Annotated in this window: 2 protein-coding genes (both running past the window's edge); both read right to left on the bottom strand. The window is 73.4% G+C overall.

The window, feature by feature from the left end; genetic code table 11:
• A protein-coding gene (locus tag AC07BS_RS27585) for an SDR family NAD(P)-dependent oxidoreductase (RefSeq protein WP_478934830.1) crosses the window boundary here: on the bottom strand, positions 1-8,679 show its start. It extends 8,733 nt beyond the left edge of the window; the window shows 8,679 of its 17,412 coding nt (coding positions 1-8,679); the start codon lies at positions 8,677-8,679; the stop codon falls past the left edge of the window.
• A protein-coding gene (locus AC07BS_RS27580) for an SDR family NAD(P)-dependent oxidoreductase (protein WP_478934829.1) crosses the window boundary here: on the bottom strand, positions 8,676-21,056 show its 3' portion. 1,320 nt of this gene lie beyond the right edge of the window; the window shows 12,381 of its 13,701 coding nt (coding positions 1,321-13,701); its start codon lies off the right edge, out of view — the gene reads right to left on this strand; it ends in the stop codon at positions 8,676-8,678. Before AC07BS_RS27580 ends, AC07BS_RS27585 begins: the two co-directional genes overlap by 4 nt.

Here is a 21,056-nt window from a genome sequence, read left to right as displayed (position 1 = left end):
CCAGTACCGCTCCTTGGCGAAGGGGTACGTCGGCAACGGCAGGCGCAGGGGCGCGGGGCCCGTGTGGAGCGCGGGCCAGTCGACGGCGCAACCGTCGACCCACGCCTCCGCGAGCCGCCGGAGGTCCTTGTCCGCGGTCCACGTCCGCACGAGCGCCTGCTGCCGCTCGTCGTCCTCCTGGCGGGCCGACTGGTCCGGCGTCACCCGGCCGCGTACGAGCGCGCCGTCGTCCGCCCGGTCCAGATGTGCCCTGAGCCCACGTACGACCTCCGTCAGGGAGCCCGCCACGAACGCCAGCCGCTCCTCCATGGCCTCCCGGCCCACCTGGAGCGTGTGTGCCAGGCGCGCCAGGTCGGGCCGGGGCCCGTCCCCGACGAACGCGAGCAGGTTCCGGGCCAGGTCGTCCAGCTGTTCCCCGGTCCTGGCGGACAGGGCGATGACGACGGGCTCCGACGCGGCCGGGGTGGTGCTCCCCCCGGCGCGGTACTCCTCCAGCACGACGTGGGCGTTGGTCCCGCTGAACCCGAACGAGCTGACGGCGGCGCGCCGCGGCCGGTCACCGGACGGCGTCTCCCACGGCTCGGGGGCGGTGACGACGCGGAAGGGCGATTTCTCGAAGTCGAAGTGGTCGTTGGGCCTCTCGAAGTGGAGGGACGGCGCCAGCGTGGCGTGTCGCATGCTCAGCAGCACCTTGTGCACGCCCGCGACGCCGGCGGCCTCGGACGTGTGCCCGATGTTGCTCTTCACCGACCCGATGGCGCAGGACCGCGCGGGGACCCCCGACTCGCCGTACACGGTGCCCAGCGCGGAGAGCTCGATCGGGTCGCCCAGCTTCGTGCCCGTACCGTGCATCTCGACGTAGTCGATGGTCGACGGGTCGATGCCGTGGCGGTCGTAGACCGTGCGGACGAGGTCCATCTGGCTCGCGGCGCTCGGCGCCGTGATCCCGTTCGTCCTGCCGTCCTGGTTGATGCCGGACGCCACGACGACGCCGTGGACGTGGTCGCGGTCGGCCTCGGCGTCGCTGAGGCGCTTGAGCACCAGGGCGCCGACGCCCTCGCCCGGCACGAACCCGTCGGCGCCGTTGTCGAACGACTTGCACCGGCCCTCCGGGGAGAGCATCCCCGCCTGGCACATACCGACGTAGGTGTCGGGGAGCAGGTACAGCGACACGCCGCCGACGAGCGCCATGTCGATCTCACCGCTCAGCAGCGCCTGCCGGGCGAAGTGCAGCGCGACCAGCGACGACGAGCAGGCCGTGTCGACGGCGACGGCCGGGCCCTTGAGGTTGAGGTAGTAGGAGATGCGCGAGGCGGCGATGGCGTTGCTGCTGCTCGTCGCGGACGCGGACGCCCCGTCGCCCCCGAACACCAGGAAGCTGTACTCGCTGCCGCTGATGCCCAGGTACACGCCGCACTTCCGGGAGGCGAGGGACTGCGGGTCGTACCCCGCGTCCTCGAACGCCCGGTAGGCCTCCTGGAGGAACAGCCGGTGCTGCGGGTCGATCCCTTCGGCCTCCAACGGGGAGATGTTGAAGAACAGCGGGTCGAACCGGTCGGCGTCCGCCAGGTGCCCCAGCCACTTGGAGTACGTCCGGCCCTCCTGGCCGGGGCGGGGGTCGTAGTGCCGCGAGACGTCCCAGCGCGACGGCGGGACCTCGGTCACGCAGTCGCGGCCGCCGCGGAGGTTGTCCCAGTAGGCGTCGAGGTCGGCCGCGTCGGGGTAACGCCCGGACATCCCGACCACGGCCACCTTGTCGGTGGCGCGGACGGCGGGCGCGGGGTCGGCCGCCACCGGCGCGATGGGCTCGGTCGGCGCAGCCACCGCGGGGGCGGGGGCGGGGACAGGAGCCGACGGCACCAGCGTCATCAGGAAGTCGGTGAGCTTGCGCACCGTGGGGTGGTCGTAGAGCTGTGTGGCCGCGAGTGACGTCCCGTAGGTCTTGTTGAGGACCTTCACCCACTCCACGCCGACGATGGAGTCCATGCCGAGTTCGACGAAGTTGCGGTCGGCGGCGATGTCCTCGGCGGCGAGGAACAGCACGTCGGAGAGGCTGGTCCGCACCCCTTCCAGCAGGACGGCCTTCGAGATCCCGGGGCGGTCGGGTGCGGGAGCCGCGACAGGCTCCGTGGCGGGAACGGGAACGGGAGCGGGAGCGGCCTGCGCGGGTGCGGCCTGTGCGGGTGCGGACGCGGCCAGTGCGCCCCGGACGAACTCCGCGAGTTCACGTACCGACGGATGGTCGTAGAGGTTCGTGGCGGCGAGGTCGGTCCCGTACTTCTTGTTGATGGCCTTGACCCACTCCACGCCGAGGATGGAGTCCAGGCCCAGGTCCATGAAGTTGCGGCCCAGGTCGATGTCCTCCTCCGGCATCTGCAGGACGTCGGCGAGGCCGCTCCTCAGCTCCTGGCGCAGCTCACCCAGGGCCTTCACCGGGACCGCGGGCGGCGGGGCCGGAGAGGCCGGGGCCGCCGGGGAGGCCGGAGCCACCGGAGCGGCGGACCGCTCCCCCAGGCCGGCCAGCCGTACGTTCCTCGGCTTGGCGGCCGTCGGCGGCGACGCGGTGATCGCCTCGGCCGGGTCGCGCAGCGTGACCCGGGGGCGTCCGGCGACGGGCACCGAAGGCTTCTCGTCCGCCGGTCGCGCGGCCCCGGCGCCGGCCGGCACGGCCTCGTCGGACACTGCCTCGTCGGACACGGGCCGCGTCACCGCGGGGTTCTTCCGGTTCACCCAGTACACCTCGCGCGAGAAGGGATAGCCGGGTACGGCCACCGGACGCGGATCGTCGCCGGTGAACAGCACCCGCCAGTCGGGGGCCCCGCCCCGGCAGTAGAGGTCCGCGAGGCCCAGGAGCGCATCGCGGTGCTCGGCGGTGCCCGCGGTGGCGAGCCGCGCGAACAGCGCCTCGCCGTCGGCCTCCGACGGCCGGTCCCGGCGGGCGCTCGGCGCCTCGCCGAAGCGGACCCCGGGGTGCCGCTCGCCGCGTTCGGCGGCGCCCAGCGCGGACACGGCCTCGTCGAGGTCGCCGACGACGAGCGCGCAGCGGTGGTCGAAGTGCTGGCTGCGCTCCAGCAGGGTGTGGCTCACGTCCGTGAGGGAGACGACGCCACGGTCCGCGGTCCGCAGCGCCTCGCCCAGGTCACGGATGCGGTCGCGCAGCGCCCTCCCGGTCTTCGCGGACAGGACCAGCAGACGGGCGGGGGCCTCGGCGGGCCGGGCCGCGCGGGCGCGGCCCCGGTGGCTCTCCACGACCATGTGGACGTTGGTGCCGCTCATGCCGAACGAGCTCACCGCTCCGAGCCGCGTCCCGGCCGGGTTCTCCGGCCACGCCTTCAGGGTCTTGTTGACGTAGAAGGGGCTCCGCTGCCAGGCGATGTAGTCGCTGTCCTGCTCGCAGTGCAGGCTCGGCGGGATGACGCCGTGGCGCACCGACTGGACGAGCGCGATCAGGCTGACGATGCCGGAGGCGGCCAGGGTGTGCCCGACGTTGGGCTTGGTGGAGGTGAGCGCGCAGAACCCGGTCCTGTCCGTGTGCTCGGAGAACACCTCGTTCAGCGCGTTGACCTCGACCGGGTCGCCGAGCCGGGTACCGGTGCCGTGGGCGACGACATGGCCGATGTGCTCGGGCTCGATGCCGTGCTTCTCGTAGACGGCGCGGTACAGCCGCGCCTGCGCCGCGCCGTTCGGGGCGGTGATGCCGTTCGTACGGCCGTCGTAGTTGACGCCGCTGCCCCGGATCACGGCGAGGATGTCGTCGCCGTCGGCCTCCGCCTGCGCCAGGCGCTTGAACATCACGACCGTGATGGCCTCGCCCAGCACCATGCCGTCCGCGCGCCGGTCGAACGCGTGGCAGGTACCGCTCGGGGAGAGCATCCCCGCCTTGCTGGTCTCGGCGAACACACGGGAGGACGCCGCCAGGTTGACCCCGGCGACGATGGCCGCGTCGCACTCGCCGTTGCGCAGGCTGGTGCAGGCCTGGTGGGCCGCGACCAGGCCGGACGAACAGGCGGTGTTGACCGCGAGCACGGGCCCGGCGAAGTCGAGCAGGTAGCCCAGCCGGGAGGCCAGGATCGCCTCGTGGTGCCCCGTGAGGGTGCCTTCGCCGCCGCCCAGGTGCAGGTAGTCGCCCTGCTCCGCGCCGACGAACATGCCGATCCGCTCGTCGCGCAGCCTCCGCTCGCCGTAGCCCGCCGCCTCCAGGACGTGCCACGCCTCCTGCAGCAGGAGGCGTTGCCGCGGGTCCATGGTGCGGGCCTCGCGCGGCGATATCTCGAAGAAGGACGGGTCGAACTCGCCGATCCCGGGGACGAAGCCGCAGCGGGCCGTCGCCGGGTCCGGGGCCTGCGGGTCGCTCCAGTCGGAACGCCGGTCGTCGGGGACGGCCGAGAGCACGTCGCGCCCGTCCACGAGGATCCGCCAGAACTCGTCCACCGTGCGGGCGGCCGGGAAGCGGCCGGTCATGCCGATGACGGCGATGGGTTCCGGTACGGACTCCGGGCCGGCCGGGACAACGGTCGCGGACGGTGCGGTCACCGCCGGTGCGGTCACCGCCGGTGCGGTCGCCGCCGGTGCGGCCTCGGGCACGGGCTCCGCCGGGTAGCGGTCGGCCAGGTGGTCCGCGTGTTCGGACACCAGGTGCGCCACCAGCATCTCCGGGGTGGGGTGGGAGAAGAACGCCGAGGGGACGACGTCGACGCCGAAGTGCGTGGTCATCGCGTCGGCGAGCCGGACCAGGGTGATCGATTCGAAACCGAGCTGGGCGAGGTTCTCGTCGGCGTGGATCTGGTCCCGCGGCACCCGGACGATCTCGACGATCAGCGTCTCGAGGTCGGACAGGACGCGGGCGGCGAGCTGCCCGGGCTCCGCCGACGCGGCGGACACCGCGGGCGCTGCGGGCACGGCGGGCACGGCGGGCACTGCGGAGACCGCCGGCTCCGTGGGTGCCTCGTCGATCCCCAGCAGACGGCGCAACCGCCGCGGTTCACCCGCCATGACCAGTGCTTGCGGCACACCCCGGCCGATGAGCCGCTCGAAGAGCCGGACGCCGGTGGCGTTCTCCAGCAGGCGCTGGCCACTGGAGGTGAGGTACAGCTCGGTGGCCCGCGCGTCGTCGAAGCCCATCTCCCCGTCGCGCCACAGCGGCCAGTTGATGGCGACGGTCGCGCCCGAGCGCTTTCCCTCGCGGACGAGCTCGTCGCGATGGTGGGCGTACAGCGTCTGGAACCGGTTGCCGACGGCGTAGTCGCAGCCGCCGAAGTCCCCGAGCCGCGCGGAGGACGACGAGAAGTAGCAGACGAAGTCGAGGGGTTCGTCCGCGAGGACCTCGTCGAGCACGAGCGTGCCGTCCACCTTGGCGGCGAGCAGGCCCTGGAAGGCGTGGGCCTCGCCGGCGAGCACGCTGCCCGTACCGGGGACACCCGCGGCGTGGATGACGCCGTCGATCCCGCCGAAGCGCTCGCGCGCCGACCGGACGACCTCCCGCATGGCCCGCGGGTCGGCGACGTCCGCCTGCTCGTAGTGGGCCTCGCCGCCCAGCGACGCGATCCGGGCGAGGTGTCGCGCCCGGTCCGCGTCGAGGGGCGAACGGCCGGTCAGCACCAGCCGTGCCGACCGGGTCATGGCGAGGTGCTCGGCGAACAGCAGCCCGAGCGCCCCCAGACCACCGGTGATCAGGTAGGTGCCGCCCTGCTTCAGCATGTCGTCGCCGGAACCGGCGGTGGCGGGGCGGACCCGGCTGACGTGGCGCGTCCCGTCGCGGTACAGGGCGCTCACGGGCTCGGCGAGTCCGGCGCTCAGCCGCGCGTACCAGGCGGCCATGGTCGTGGGGGCGCTCGTGCCCCGGGCGTCCTCGATCACCGCGGCGAACCGCACACCGGGCAGGACCTGGCCGAGGGAGCGTTCGAAGCCCATCCACGATTCGGCGTGGGCGCGCTCGATCCCGTCGCGGAACGCGCCCGCCTGCAGCACGTACCGGACGCCCGGCGCCGCCGTCGCCACGGCCCGCAGCAGCTGGACGGTGTCGGTGGAGGACCGCGGTCCCACCCCCTCCTCGACCGGCCACAGGTTCAGTACGCCGTCCACGGGGCCGAACCGCTCGTGGATCTCCGTGAGGACGCGGATCCAGTCGGCCGGCTCCGCCGCGTCCACCGACCAGCGGCGCCGCTCGGCGTCAGCCGGTGCCGGTGCCCGCGCGACGAGGACGAGCGTCGTCCCGGGGTCGGTCTCCGCGGCGGCCCGCTCCAGCTCCTCCTGGTTCGTGGGGTCGGAGCACAGGCACACCAGGGTCCTCGGTCCGGTGTGCCGCCGCGCCGGAGCGGCCGCGGGCTCCCAGAACTCCTCGAACACATGGGCCCCGGGGGTGTCGTCCCGCCGCAGGGCACGGGCGGTGGCGGAGGTGTCGATCCAGTGCCGCTCCCTGGCGAACGGGTAGGTCGGCAGGGCGATGCGCGGCGGCGTCCCGTCGCCGTGGAGCACGGACCAGTCGACGTCGGCACCCCGCACCCACAGGTCCACCAGCTCGGCGGGGCCGCCGGACGGCGTGGCGTCGAGGATGCTCTCGGAGCCCTGGGCCGCCCTGCCGCGCGCGATGCCGTCCTCCTCTCCCGCGACGAAGGCCTTGAGCCGGGAGAGGAGTTCGTCCATGGAGTCCGTGACGATGCCGAGCCGCTCCCGCATGGCCTCCCGGCCGACCTGCGAGGTGTGGGCGAGCGAGGGCAGGTCGGCGGAGGTGAGCCGCCGCTTCTCGATCCAGTCGGCCAGGTCGGCGGCCTTCGCCCGCAGCCGATCGGCGCCGCGCGCGGAGAGCACGACCGCCACGGGCGCCTCGGGCGTACGGACGACGGGCGGCTCCGCCCGGTACTCCTCGACGACCAGGTGGGCGTTGGAACCGCCCGCGCCGAACGACGAGATCCCCGCGATGCGGGGGAACTCCCGCTCGGCGCCGTCGACCACCAGCACGGGCCGCTTCCACTCGGCCAGCGTCCGCTGCACGGAGAAGGGGCTGTTCTCGAAGTCGATGTGCGGGTTCAGCTCCGCGGAGTGGAGCGAGGGCGCCAGCTGCCCGTGCTTCATCTGGAGCAGCACCTTGGTCAGCCCGGAGATGCCGGCGGCGCTCTCCGCGTGGCCGATGTTGCTCTTCACCGACCCGATGGCGCAGAACTGGTTGTCCTGGGTGTGCTCACGGAACGCCCGCGTGAGGCCGGTGATCTCGATGGGGTCGCCGAGCGAGGTCCCCGTGCCGTGTGCCTCGATGTAGCCGATCGCGCGCGGGTCGGTGCCCGCCTGCCGCCAGGCATCGGAGATCGACCGGGCCTGTGCCTGCGGGCTGGGGACGGAGTAGCCGTTGGTCCGGCCCCCGTGGTTGACCGCGATCCCCTTGATGACCCCGTGGATGCGGTCCCCGTCCGCGACGGCCTTCGCGAGCGGCTTCAGCAGGACGGCACCGACGCCCTCGCCGGGCACGTAGCCGTCGCCGCCCGCGCCGAAGCTCTCGCACCGGCCCTTGCTCGACACGAACTTGCCCTGCCCGAGCATCAGGTACTTGTTGGGGTGGACCGACAGGTTCACCCCGCCCGCGAGCGCCACGTCGCACGCGCCGGACCCGATGCTCTGGCACGCGAGGTGGATGGCGGTGAACGACGACGAGCACATCGTGTCGACGCTCATGCTCGGACCGTGGAAGTCGAAGAAGTACGACACCCGGTTGGCGACGGCCGACGAATTGCCGGACAGCGCCACGGGGTTGCCCAGGACCTGCTCCTGCGCACCGTACAGCTGGTACTCCTCGTACATCACCCCGACGTAGACGCCGACGCGCGCCCGGGTCCCGTCACCGGGCGGGGTGTTCAGCCGCTCGGGGGTGTAGCCCGCGTCCTCGACGGCTTCGTAGGCGCACTGGAGGAACAACCGCTCCTGCGGGTCCATCAGCTGCGCCTCGGGCGGCGAGATGCGGAAGAACAGGGAGTCGAACTCGTCGACGCCGTCGACGAATCCGCCCCACTTGCTGTACGTCCTGCCGGGCGCGTCCTTGTCGGCGTCGTAGTACACGTCCCGGTCCCAGCGGTCGGCCGGGATCTCGGTCACGCAGTCGCGGCCTTCGGCCAGGTTCGCCCAGAACTCGTCGAGCGTGCGGGCCTTCGGGTAGCGCCCCGCCAGCCCGATGATCGCGATGTCGAGCCCCGTCGTCGGGTCCGGCGCCGGGTCCGTCGCCGGGTCCGTCGCCGGGTCCTGCGGCGCGGGCGCGGCCGGGAGCGCCGGCGGCGCGTCGAACCGCGTCGCCCACTTCCCCGTCCTGAGCGGCTTGCGCGCGAAGGCGGCCCGGCCCGGCGCGGCGTCCTGGCCCCGGGTGTGCGCCGGGACGGGGGCCGCGGGGGCGTCCGGCTGCCCGCTGCCGGGCTCCGCGCCCAGGTGCCGGGCCAGCTCGGGCCCGTACGTGGTGAGGAAGTGGCTGGTGAGTGCGCGGATGTCGCGGAACTCGAAGAACAGGGTCTTGGGCAGCGACCCGAAGACGTCCTCCAGTTCGTCCGTCATCCGCATCATCATCACCGAGTCCAGCCCCAGGCTGTCGAACGCCGCACGGGCGTCGATGCGGTCGGCCGGGAGCTTGATGACCTCGGAGAGGACGCGTGTGAAGAACGCCGTCGCCTTGGCTTCGAGGGTGCTGGTGTCGTTGTGCGTCACTGGTTCGTCCCGGCGGCAGAGGAGAAGGGGGAACTCTGGTGCGAAGAACTCTGATGCGAAGAACTCTGGTGCGAAGCGGACGAGCCGGTGGTCCCGGCTCCCGCGCGGTCCGGTCCGGAAGCGACCATGACCTGGTGGTGCGTCGAGGCGGCGGCGCGCTGGAAGGCCGCCACCCCGGCCGCCGTGTCGAGGGGGACGACGCCGTGGCGCGAGCGCAGCATCGCCCGGACTTCCGGTGACACGTCCATCCCCCCGTCCTCCCACAGCGGCCAGTTGACGGAGAGGCTGTGCCCTGAGCGCTCCCCGCGGGCCACGAGGTCCTGGCGGTGCCAGGCGTAGGCGTCCATGAACGCGTTGGCCGCCGCGTAGTCGGCCTGGCCCGCGTTGCCGAACGCCCCTGTCGTGGACGAGAACGTCACGAAGAAGTCCAGTGACAACGTGGCCGTCGCCCGGTCCAGGTTCACCACTCCGGACACCTTCGGCGCCAGGACGTCGGCGAACTCCCCGGCGTGCTTGGTCAGGATCCAGCCGTCCCGCGTCACCCCGGCGGCGTGGATGACGCCGTCGATCCGGCCGTGCTCCTCCACCAGGGTGTCCACCACGGCGTCGACCTCGGCCGCGTTCGCGACGTCGAGCCGCACGTAGCGCGCCGACGCGCCGTGGGACCGCAGCTCCCGCAAGGCGTCCCGCACCCGCTGGTTCTCCGGGGAGCGCCCGGTGAGCACCAGTGCGGTGCCGCTCGTACGGGTGGCGATCTCCCGCGCGAAGGCCAGGCCCAGCGCTCCCGCCCCACCGGTCAGGAGGTAGACCCCGTTCTCCCGCCACGGAACCGGGGCGACGTCGGCGGTGCCGTCGCCGTCCTCGATCCAGACCGACACCTCGCGCCGCGCGTCCACGTACCGCACGAGCGTGTCGTCGGGGTGGGCGCGGTTCTCCCGCACCCGCTCGGCCGCGGTCGCGGGCGTGTCCGTCTCGTCCAGGAGGATGACCTGCGTCGAGACGTTGGGGTTCTCGATCGCGGCCGTGCGCAGCAGCCCGACGAGCCCGGCCAGCGGAGCGGACGCGGGGCCCCCGCCGATGACCAGCTGGACGGCGGCCCGGCCCGCCGACACGCCGCGCAGCACGGAACGCACGTGTTCGAGTGCCTGCAGCCCGTACGCGGTGTACCGCCGGTCCAGTTCCTTGTCACCGGAGGTCAGCACGACGGCGTTGTCGTCAGCCGGCAGCAAGGCGGCCACCTCGGGCATCTCGACGAGCAGCACGGTGCGCCGCACGCCGTCGTCCTCCGGCGGGGCGTTCGTCACGGGACGCGCCTGCCACTCGGGGTGCAGCAGCGCCCGGACGTCGGCCGGCTCCCGGGTGCGATCGGCCGGTTCGTCCTGCCCCGCCCGCCCGTCGAGGGCGCGGAAGGACAGGCCACCGATCCGGACGCGCACGCGGCCCTGGTCGTCGGCCAGGTCGATGTCGAGCTTGTGGAGGTCCGCGTCGCCCGGCCGGTCCGCGCTGGGGCGGACCAGCGCCCACATGGCGGCGGTGCCGCTGTCGAGGACGAGGACGTCGTCGATCGCGAAGGGCACGAGCACGGCGCCTTCCGGCCGCTCCCCCAGGCTGCCGATCACACCGACGGACGCCTGGAGCGCCGCGTCGACGAGGCTCGGGTGCAGCGTGTACGCGCCCCGCGTGCCGTGGGCCGCGGCGGGCAGCACGAGCTGCGCCAGTGCCTGGTCCCGCCCGATCCGGATGTGCCGGACACCCCGGTGCGAGGGGCCGTAGGCGATGCCGGCGGCCTCGTACGCCTGGTAGCACTGCTCGGCGGTGAGCTCCGCGCTGTCGCAGGCGTCGCGGAGGGCCTGGAGGTCGAGCACCGTTTCCGCGGCTCCCTCCGCCAGGTAGACGGCGCCTTCGCCGTGGACGACCGGTTCCGCGTCGTCGGCGGTGCTGTAGACCCGGAACCCGATGTCGCCGTCGGCCTGCGGGTGGAGTCCGATGTGCACTTCCCGCGGCTTGTCGTCCACCCGCAGGGGCCGTGCCAGGACGACGTTCTTCAGCGCCACGGGCGCCGAGGGCTCGACCCGGGTCCGGCAGGTGACGCAGGTCGCGGCGACGGCCATCTCCAGCAGGGCCGCGCCCGGCAGGAGCTTCGCGCCGCCCACGACGTGGTCGCGCAGGAACGGCTCGTGCCCGGTGAACACCGAGGTGAACCGCTGCTCCGTCAGGTCCGACGTGTTCTCGTGCACCAGCGGGTGGAGCACGCCCGGCCCACGGGTGTCCACGGCCCGGTCCTCGAACGGGAAGTAGCGCTCGCGGGCGAACGGATAGGTGGGAAGCGCGACGCGTCGCGGTGTCGCACCGCCGGGGTGGAGGCGGCGCCAGTCGACGGGGACGTCGTTGACCCACAGTTCGAGCAGCTTCGCGTACCTCCCCTTCTCGGCCCAGGTGGTGATCAGGACGTCGAGGTCGGCGTCCTGGGCGAACAGCGCGGAGACGGTGTTCTCCTCCTTGGGGCCGCCGCGCACGACGTCGTCGACGGCGGTGCCGGCGAGGAAGTGGTGGAGCTTCTCGACGAGGTCCGGCGTGGAGGTGGCCACGATGCCGAGGCGCTCCGGCAGCGGCTCGCGTCCGACCTGGAGCGTGTACGCCACGTCCGCCAGGTCGAGCGGGGCCTCGCCGGGACGCGTCAGCCATGCGGCGAGGTCGCGGGCCACGTCGCGCAGCTCGTCGCCGGTGCGCGCCGACAGGGGCACGGCGGCGGGGCCGGCGGGCGCCGCGGCGCGCTCCCCGGGGGCGGGGAGGTACTCCGAGACGATGACGTGGGCGTTGGAGCCACCCGCGCCGAAGGAGGAGATCCCGGCGATCCGCGGGGTCGCGGGGTCGGGCGCCGGCCAGTCGGCGAGTTCGCGCTGGACGGTGAAGGGTGTGCCGGCGAAGTCGATGTTCGGGTTCAGGGTTTCGGCGTGCAGGGACGGGGCGAGCTTGCGGTGCCGCAGCTGGAGCAGGACCTTCGTGAGTCCGGCGATGCCGGCGGCGCTCTCCGCGTGGCCGATGTTGCTCTTCACCGACCCGATGGCGCAGAACCGGTCGTCCTGGGTGTCCTCGCGGAAGGCCTTCGTCAACCCGGTGATCTCGATCGGGTCGCCGAGCGAGGTCCCGGTGCCGTGGGCCTCGATGTAGCCGACCTCGCGGGCACTCACACCCGCCGCCTTCAGCGCGTCGGCGATGGTTCCGGCCTGGGCGTGCGGGTTCGGCACGGTGTAGCCGTTGGTCTTCCCGCCGTGGTTGAGCGCCGTGCCCTTGATGACGCCGTAGATCCGGTCCCCGTCCGCGACGGCCTTCGCGAGCGGCTTCAGCAGGACCGCGCCCACGCCCTCGCCGGGCACGTAGCCGTCGCCGCCGGCGCCGAAGCTCTGGCAGCGTCCGGTGCTGGAGACGAAGTTGCCCGTGCTCAGCAGCAGGTACTTGTTCGGGTGCAGCGACAGGTTGACCCCGCCCGCGACCGCCACGTCGCAGTCGCCCCACCGGATGCTCCGGCACGCCAGGTGGATCGACGTCAGCGACGACGAGCACATGGTGTCCACGCTCATGCTCGGGCCGTGGAAGTTGCAGAAGTACGACACCCGGTTCGCGATGGCGGCGGCGCTGCCGCTGACCGCGACGGGATCGCCGAGCGCCTGGCTCTGCGCGGCGTGGAGCTGGTACTCCTCGTACATCACACCGACGAACACCCCGACCCGGCCGTCCAGCACATTGCCGGCGCGGGTCTTCACCGACTCCCGGACGTACCCGGCGTCCTCGAGGGTCTCGTACACGCACTGGAGGAACAGCCGCTCCTGCGGATCCATGATCTCCGCCTCGCGCGGGGAGATGTTGAAGAACAGCGGGTCGAAGTCGTAGGCGCCGTCGACGAACCCGCCCCACTTGCTGTACGTCTTTCCGGCGGCCTGCCGGTCGGTGTCGAAGTGACGCTCGTGCTCCCACCGCTCGGCGGGGATCTCGGTGACGCAGTCCTTGCCGGCGGCCAGGTTGCGCCAGAACGCGTGGACGTCGTGCGCCTGCGGGTAACGGCCCGCCAGGCCGATGATCGCGATGTCGGCCGGCCCCGACGGAGCCGTTCCGGCCGCCGCCGGCTCGGCCCGCCGCCGCCCGGCGCGCTTCCGCCGGGTGCCCGTCTCCCCGGGCCCGGTCCCGCGCGCGATCCGCTCGTCCGTCGCGACGGTCGGCGTACCGACGCTCGTGTCGGGGACGAGTGCGCGCACCTTCTCCGGGTGGGCGGTGACGAAGTGCCCGGCGAGTGCCTCGATGCTCTGGTACTCGAAGAGCAGGGTCTTCGACAGCGATCCGAAGACCTCCTCCAGGGCCCGGGTGAGGTCCATGGCCATCACGGAGTCGATGCCGTAGTCCTCCAGCGACGCCTCGGGGTCGATCCGGGCGGCCGGCAGGTTGATCACCGACGACAGCAGCTTCGCGAGGTACGCCACCGCCGCGCGCTCGATGCCCTCGCCCGTGGGGACGGCCTCGATCGCGAGGTCGTCGGCGGCGGGCCCGGCCGGCGCCGCGGGCTCGTGCCCGGCCGCCGGAGAGCCGATGAGGGACGCGAAGCGCTCGGTGTCGCCCTCCAGGACCATCACCTGGTCCTCGTCGGTGGCGAGCGCCCGGTGCAGGGCGTCGATCCCGGTCCGGGTCCGCAGCGGGACCATGCCGAAGTTCTCGCGCATCGCCCGCTCGGTTCCGGCGTCGACGCCCATGCCGCCCTCGGCCCACAGCGGCCAGTTCACCGACAGCGTCCGGCCCCGCCGTTCGCCCCTGGCCACCAGGGTGTTGCGGTGCGCGGCGAAGGCGTCCATGAAGGCGTTCGCGGCCGCGTAGTCGGCCTGGCCGACGTTGCCCGACACTCCGGCGACCGACGAGAAGGGCACGAGGAAGTCGAGGTCGACGTCCCGGGTCGCCTCGTCCAGGTTCACCAGGCCCGTCACCTTCGGCGCCAGGACGGCGTCGAAGTCGGCCCGGGTCTTCTTCAGGAGGAAGGCGTCCCGGATCACGCCCGCGCTGTGCAGCACGCCGTCCAGGCGGCCGTACGCGTCGTGGACGCGGCGCACCAGCGCCTCCACCTGGGCCCGGTCCGTGACGTCGACCCGCTCGTACGTCGCTTCCGCGCCCGACGCCCGCAGCTCGGCGAGGACCGCCTGGCGGCCCTCGTCCAGGGCCCCGCGGCCGGTGAGCACGATCCGGGCGCCCCGCGTGCGTGCGGCGATGTCGCGGGCGAACAGCACACCCAGCCCACCGGCACCACCGGTGATCAGGTACACCCCGGCGTCCTTCCAGGCCGCCGCCACGTCACCACCGGCCCCGGCGCCGGGCAGCTCGCGCCACCGCAGCACCTCACGGGTTCCACCGCGGTAGCGCACCACCGCGTCGTCCGTCGCGGCGCGGTCGGCCGCCAGCCACGGGGCGACCCGCTCCGGGTCCTCCCACGGTTCCACCAGGACGACCTGGCCCGTGACACGGGGGTTCTCCAGCCCCGCGGTCCGTACGACACCGGCGAGACCCGAGCCCACCGAGGACTCCCCGTCGGCGCCCACGACCACCTGTACGCACACGTCGTCGTGCGAGCGCTCGGCCAGTACCCGCCGCACCACGTCGAAGACCTGCGACGCGTAGTCCGAGAACCGCACGTCCACACCCGGCGCGTCGGACTCCACCCGGACGACCCGGCCTCCTCCGCGCGCTTCGAGCGCGTCCGCGACCCGGGGCAGCCCGGCGACCACCGTCACCGCGGCGAGGTCGCCCTCGCGCGCGCCGCCCCGGTGGTCGTCGCCGACCCAGTGCGGCGCGGCGAGGAACTCCCCGGTCCGCCCCGCCTTGCCGGCCTCCCCGGCCTTGGCCGCCTCTCCGGCCGAGTAGGCCCGCGAGGACAGGCCCTTGAGCCGCACGGCGACCGTTCCGTCGTCGTGGCACAGGTCGATGTCGAGACGGCGGACCGCCGAACCCTCCTGACGGGCGGCGCCGGTGCGCACCCACGCCCACATGGACCGCGCGCAGTCACCGGTGATCTCCACCTCGTCGACCGCGAAGGGCAGGTGGGGTGTCCCGTCGCCGTCCGCGGTGAGGCCCACGGCGGCCTGCAGGGCCGAGTCCAGCAGGGACGGGTGGAGGCCGTAGGCGTCCAGTGTCGTTCCGACGGTGTCCGGGAGCACCAGCCGGGCGACCACCTGGCCGTCGCCCACCCACAGCCGCTGGACGCCGCGGTGGCCGGGACCGTAGTCGATGCCGTGGGCCGCGAAGGCGGCGTACACCTGCTCGGCGTCCAGCTCCGCGTCCCGGCACTCCGACCGCAGGCCCGCCAGGTCGACGGTGGTCCGGGGGGTGCCGTCCGCGGCCGGGGGCGGTACGAGCACGATGCCCTCGCTGTGGATCACCGGCCGCGCGGTGGGGTCCTGGCCGGGGTGGCTGGAGATCTCGAAGGCGATGTCGTCCCCGTCGCCCGGGCTCAGGCGCACGTGCACCGCCAGGGAGGGCTCTCCCACGATGACGGGCCGCGTCCAGGCGACGTTGGTGAGACGGATCGTCCCGTGCGGCTCGCCGTCCAGGGACTCCGCCACGGCCGCCCGCACCAGTTCCAGGCACGCCGCCCCGGAGAGCGTCCGTTCACCGCTCACCCGGTGGTCGCGCAGGAAGAACTCGTCCCCGGTGAACACCGAGCTGAACCGCTGCCCGGCCAGGCTGGACGTGTTCGTGTGCACGAGGGGGTGCAGCTGCCCGGCGCCCGGCCGCGACGCCGGCTCCTCGTCCAGGGAGGGCCAGTAGCGCTCGCGCTGGAAGGGGTAGGTGGGCATGGAGAGCCGGCGGCGGGTGCCGGTCGTGTGGAGCTTCGTCCAGTCCACCGCCAGGCCCGCCACCCAGAGTTCGAGCAGCTTGCCGTACTTCCTCTTCTCGATCCAAGCGTCCAGCGCCCGCGTCAGGTCCTCGTCGACGGCGAACACGCGCAGGCTGTCGTCGCCGCGGCGCTTGGCCTTCGCGCGGTACAGGCCGGGAACGTCCTCGCCCGCGAGGAAGCGCCGCAGCGCCTCGGTGAGTTCGTCCTTGGTGGCGACGACGAGGCCGAGCCGTTCCTCGAACGCGTCCCGGCCGGTCTGCAGGGTGTAGGCGATGTCGGACAGCGACTCCGCCGCGCCGTCCCGGGCCATCCAGTCCAGGAGCCGCTCGGCGGCATCGCGCAGACCGGGTCCGGTCCGCGCGGACAGCACGATCGCCGCCTCGGCGTCCGGCTCGTCAGCAGACCGCCCGACGACGCGGGTGGGGAGGTACTCCTCCACGATGACGTGGGCGTTGGACCCTCCGGCGCCGAACGAGGACACCCCGGCGATCCGCGGCGTCTCCCTGCCGTCGGCGTCGCGGGGGCGGGTCCACTCGGCGACGGACCGCTGGACCGTGAAGGGGCTGCCCGCGAAGTCGATGTGCGGGTTCAGCACCTCGGAGTGGAGCGAGGGAACCAGCGTGCCGTGCTTCATCTGCAGCAGCACCTTGGTCAGCCCGGCGATGCCGGCCGCGCTCTCGGCGTGGCCGATGTTGCTCTTCACCGAACCGATCGCGCAGAACTGGTCGTCCTCGGAGTACTCCCGGAACGCGTTGCTCAGGCCGGCGATCTCGATCGGGTCGCCCAGCGACGTGCCGGTGCCGTGCGCCTCCACGTACGAGATGTCCCGGGCGTCCACGCCGGCCCGGCTCAGCGCCCGGCCGATCACCTTGGCCTGCGCCCGCGGGTTGGGGACCGAGTACCCGTTCGTCTTCCCGCCGTGGTTCACCGCCGTGCCGCGGATGACGCCGTAGATCGTGTCCCCGTCCGCCTCCGCGCGGTCCAGCGGCTTGAGCAGGACCGCGCCCACGCCCTCACCGGGGACGTAGCCGTCGCCGTCGGCGCCGAAGCTCTCGCACAGCCCACGGCTCGACGCCCACTTGCCGCTGCCCAGCATCAGGAACTTGTTGGGGTGCAGCGACAGGTTGACACCACCGGCGACGGCCACCTCGCACTCGGCGTTCAGCAGGCTCTGGCAGGCCAGGTGGAGCGCCGTGAGCGATGAGGAGCACATGGTGTCCACCGCCATCGAGGGACCGTGGAGGTCGAAGAAGTACGACACCCGGTTCGCGATGGAGGACGGGTTGCCGGACAGCGCGACGTTGCGGCCCCGCGCCTGCTCCTGGGCACCGTAGAGCTGGTACTCCTCGTACATCACGCCGACGAACACGCCGACGTTGCCGCCGAGCCCGTCGGCGCTGTGGCGGCTCAGCGCCGGCCGCGTGTACCCGGCGTCCTGCAGCGTCTCCTGCACGCACTCCAGGAACAGCCGCTCCTGCGGGTCCATGAACTCGGCCTCGCGCGGGGAGATGTTGAAGAACAGCGCGTCGAAGCGGTCCGCGCCGTCCAGGAACCCGCCCCACTTGGCGTACGTCCTCCCCGCCGCGTTCCTGTCCGCGTCGTAGTAGCGACCGTGGTCCCACCGGTCCGCCGGGATCTCGGTGACGCAGTTCCTGCCGTCCACCAGGTTGCGCCAGAACTCGCGGACGTCCGACGCCCCCGGATACCGCCCGGCCACGCCCACGACGGCCACATCGGCCCGTCCCGTGGCCCGCGGCCGCGCCACGTCGCGCGCCCGCACCAGGGGACGCTTCCCCGACACCGCGACGGGCCGGGCGACCTCGGCGGCGGCCGTGGTGGCACCGTCGGCGGTCGCTGCCCCGGCGTGCCCGGTCTCCCCGCCGGAGGACCCGCCGGCCACGCCGAGCAGCGCTGCCAACCGCTCCTCGTGCGCCGTCGCGAAGTACCCGGCGAGGGCACGGATGCTCTGGTACTCGAACCACAGGGTCTTGGGCAGCGAACCGAAGTCCCGCTCCAGCTTGCCGGTCAGGTTCATGGTCGTGATCGAGTCGATGCCGTACACCTCGAAGGCGTCGTCGACGTCGATCCGGTCGGCGGAGAGCCGGAGCTCGGCCGCCAGCACCCCGGCCAGGTAGGCGCACACGCGCTCGTCCCACGTGCCGTCCGGCACGGCCTCCGGGGCCGGCCGCGGTACGGGAGCCGTGCGCGGCGCCTCGGCCGCGACCCGCGGCTCGGGCGCGTCGCCGGTGCCGTAGGCGCGCGTGGAGAACCCGGTGAACCGGCAGGACACCACGCCGTCGTCGTCGCACACGTCGATGTCGAGCTTGCGCACCCCACTGGCGGGGTTGTCGTCGGCGCTGTGGCGCACCCACGCCCACATGCCGTCGCGGAACGGAGCGAGGATCTCCACCTCGTCCACCGCGAACGGCAGGAACAGCGCGCCGTCCTCGGCGTCACCGCTCCCGGCGAGCAGCCCCACGGTCGCCTGCAGCGCCGAGTCCATCAGGCCCGGGTGCACCACGAACCCACCCGGGACATCCGCCGCCCCGGCGGGCAGGCGCAACCGTGCGAGGGCCTGGCCGCCGCCGACCGTGATGCTCTCCACCCCGCGGTGCCCGGGGCCGTAGTCGAGCCCCAGCGACCGGTACAGGGCGTAGCAGCGCTCCGCGTCCCACCGCGTACCGTCGCAGGCGGCCCGCACGCCGTCCAGGTCCACCGCCGGCACCGTGCCCGAACCGCCCGGCACCGCCGTGCCCCGGCAGTGCACCACGTCGCCGTCCGCCGGGTCGGGGGAGGTGGTGACCGTGAAGCCCACCTCTCCCTCGGACTCGACCACCAGCGTCGTCCGCACCCGCACGGGCTCGTCGGCCACCTTGACGGGCCGGGCCCACACCACGTTGCGCAGCCTCAACCCGCCGACGCCGTCCACCGACGCCTCGACCGCGGCCCGCGCCATCTCCACGTACGCCACACCGGGCAGCACCCGCTCGCCCTGGACGACATGGTCCCGCAGGAAGAACTCGTCACCGGAGAACACCGAGTCGAAACGCTGCACGTCCAGGGTCGAGGAGTTCACCTGCGCCAGCGGGTGCACCGCGACCGCGCCCCGCGCACCGTCGCCGCGCGCCTCCGCCGTGCCCACGTCACCGACCCAGTAGCGCTCCTTGGCGAACGGGTACGACGGCAGGGACACCCGGCGCACCGCGCCCGCGCGGGGAAGGGTCTCCCAGTCGAACGCCAGCCCCTTGACCCAGAGGTCCATCAGCTTGGCGAACTTGCCCTTGCCGATCCACGCCGCGACGGTCGCCGCCATGTCGGAGTCGGCGGTGAGCAGGGCCAGGGTCTCCCTGTGCCGCTTGACGTCGCCCAGGTGCAGGCCCTCGACGTCGTCGTCGCCCGCGGCGAACGCGGTGAGCCGGCGCGTGAGGTCGGCGAACGAGTCGACGCGCAGCGCGAGCCGCGACTCCATCGCCTCGCGGCCCACCTGGAGCGTGTACGCGAGGTCGGCGAGGCGCGGGTGGGCGGGGTCCTGGCGGCCGAGCCAGGAGACCAGGTCCTGTGCCCGCTCGCGCAGGCGGTCCCGGTCCCTCGCCGAGAGGACGATCACCTGCGGGCCGTGGTCGTCCGGGGCGATCCCCGTCGGGTCCGTGTCGCGGTACTCCTCCACGATCACGTGCGCGTTGGAGCCTCCGGCGCCGAACGAGGAGACCCCGGCGACGCGGTTGCGCTCCACCGCGGACCCGTCGGGACCGGCCGTGGGGCGCTTCCACTCGGTCAGCTCCCGCTGGACGCGGAACGGGGTCGAGCCGAAGTCGATCTCCGGGTTCGGCTCCCGCGCGTGGAGGGTGGGCGCGATCTTCCCGTGCCGCAGCTGGAGCACCACCTTGACCAGCCCGGCGGCGCCGGCCGCGGCCTCCAGGTGGCCGATGTTGCTCTTCGCCGAGCCGATCGCGCAGTACTGACGGTCGTCGGTGTCCTTGGCGAACGCCCGGGACAGACCGCTGATCTCGATGGGGTCGCCGAGTGCCGTTCCGGTGCCGTGCGTCTCGACGTAGCCGATGTCGTGCGCCGACACCCCGGCCCGGTCCATGGCCTCGCGCACCGCCTCGGCCTGGGAGGCCGGGTTGGGCACGGTGTAGCCGTGGGTCCTGCCGCCGTGGTTGATGCTGCTGCCGCGCAGCACGGCGTGGATGACGTCGCCGTCGCGCCGGGCGTCCGCCAGCCGCTTGAGCAGCAGGACGGCCACGCCCTCGCCGGGGACGAATCCGGTGCCGCCCGCGCCGAAGCTGCGGCACTTCCCGTCGTCGGAGAGCATCCGCACCCGGGACATCAGGACGTAGCTCGACGGGTGGGCGTAGAGGTTGACCCCGCCCGCGAGGGCCGCGTCGCACTCGCCGCGGCGCAGGTGCTCCATCGCCTCGTGGACGGCGCTCAGCGACGACGAGCACATGGTGTCGACGGCCAGGCTCGGGCCCTTGAGGTCGAGGAAGTAGGACACCCGGTTGGCCACGGCCGCGAACGACGTCACGGGGTGGAGGTTCTCGCCCTGCTCCCACAGCCGCGGTCCGTACAGCTCGAAGCCGGTCTTGGACACGCCAGCGAAGACGCCGACCCGGCCGCCGTGCCGGTCCGCCAGGCCCTGCCGGGTGTAGCCGGCGTCCTCGAGCGCGTTCCACGACTCCTGGAGGAACAGGCGCTCCTGGGGGTCCATGCTCATCGCCTCGTGCGGCGAGATGGCGAAGAACAGCGGGTCGAAGTCGGCGAACCCCTCCAGGAAGCCGCCCCACTTGCTGTAGCTCAGCCCCCGCGCGACGGCCTCGTCGCGGTCCGCGTGGAAGAAGCCCGCCAGGTCCCAGCGCTGCGGCGGGACCTCCGAGACGCAGTCGCGCCCCTCGGCCAGGTTCTCCCAGTACTCGTCGAGGTTGCGCGCCCGGGGGAAGCGCCCGCTCACGCCGATGACCGCGATGGCGTCGGCGGCCTCGGGCGTGTCCCGCACGACGGCGGCCGGAGCGGGGGCGACCGGGACGGGGGCGGCCGGGACGGGGGCGGCCGGGACGGGGTCCCGCTCCACGACGGTGGCCGCGACCGCGGGGCGCGCCGCGTCGGCACCGGTCCAGGCGACGCACCGCTCCCGGTGTTCCGCCACGAAGTGGGCACCGAGGCTGTCCAGCGAGTTGTACTCGTAGAGCAGGGCCACCGAGAGGCCGGGGAAGACCTCCGTGAGCTTCCGGTTCAGCCGCGTGACGACGATGGAGTCGATCCCGTAGCTCTCCATGGGCGCGCCCGGGTCGATCTGCGCGGCCCGCAGGCCGGTGACGCCGCCGAGCAGCCCGGCGAGCCTGCCGACCACCTTCTCGCGCAGCTCGTCCTCGCCGACGGCGGTCACGGGGACCGCCGCCGCGGTGAACGCCGAGGAAGGCGCCGCGGTGGCGGACGGGGCGGAGAAGGCCTTGCGGATCCGGGGGCCGTCGCCCTCGACCACCATCACCTGGCTGTGGGTCGTCAG

It is taken from the genome of Streptomyces sp. NPDC044063 (assembly GCF_056434285.1).
Note: the sequence above shows the minus strand (reverse complement) of the source record. Positions and strands in the feature narration are given on the sequence as shown.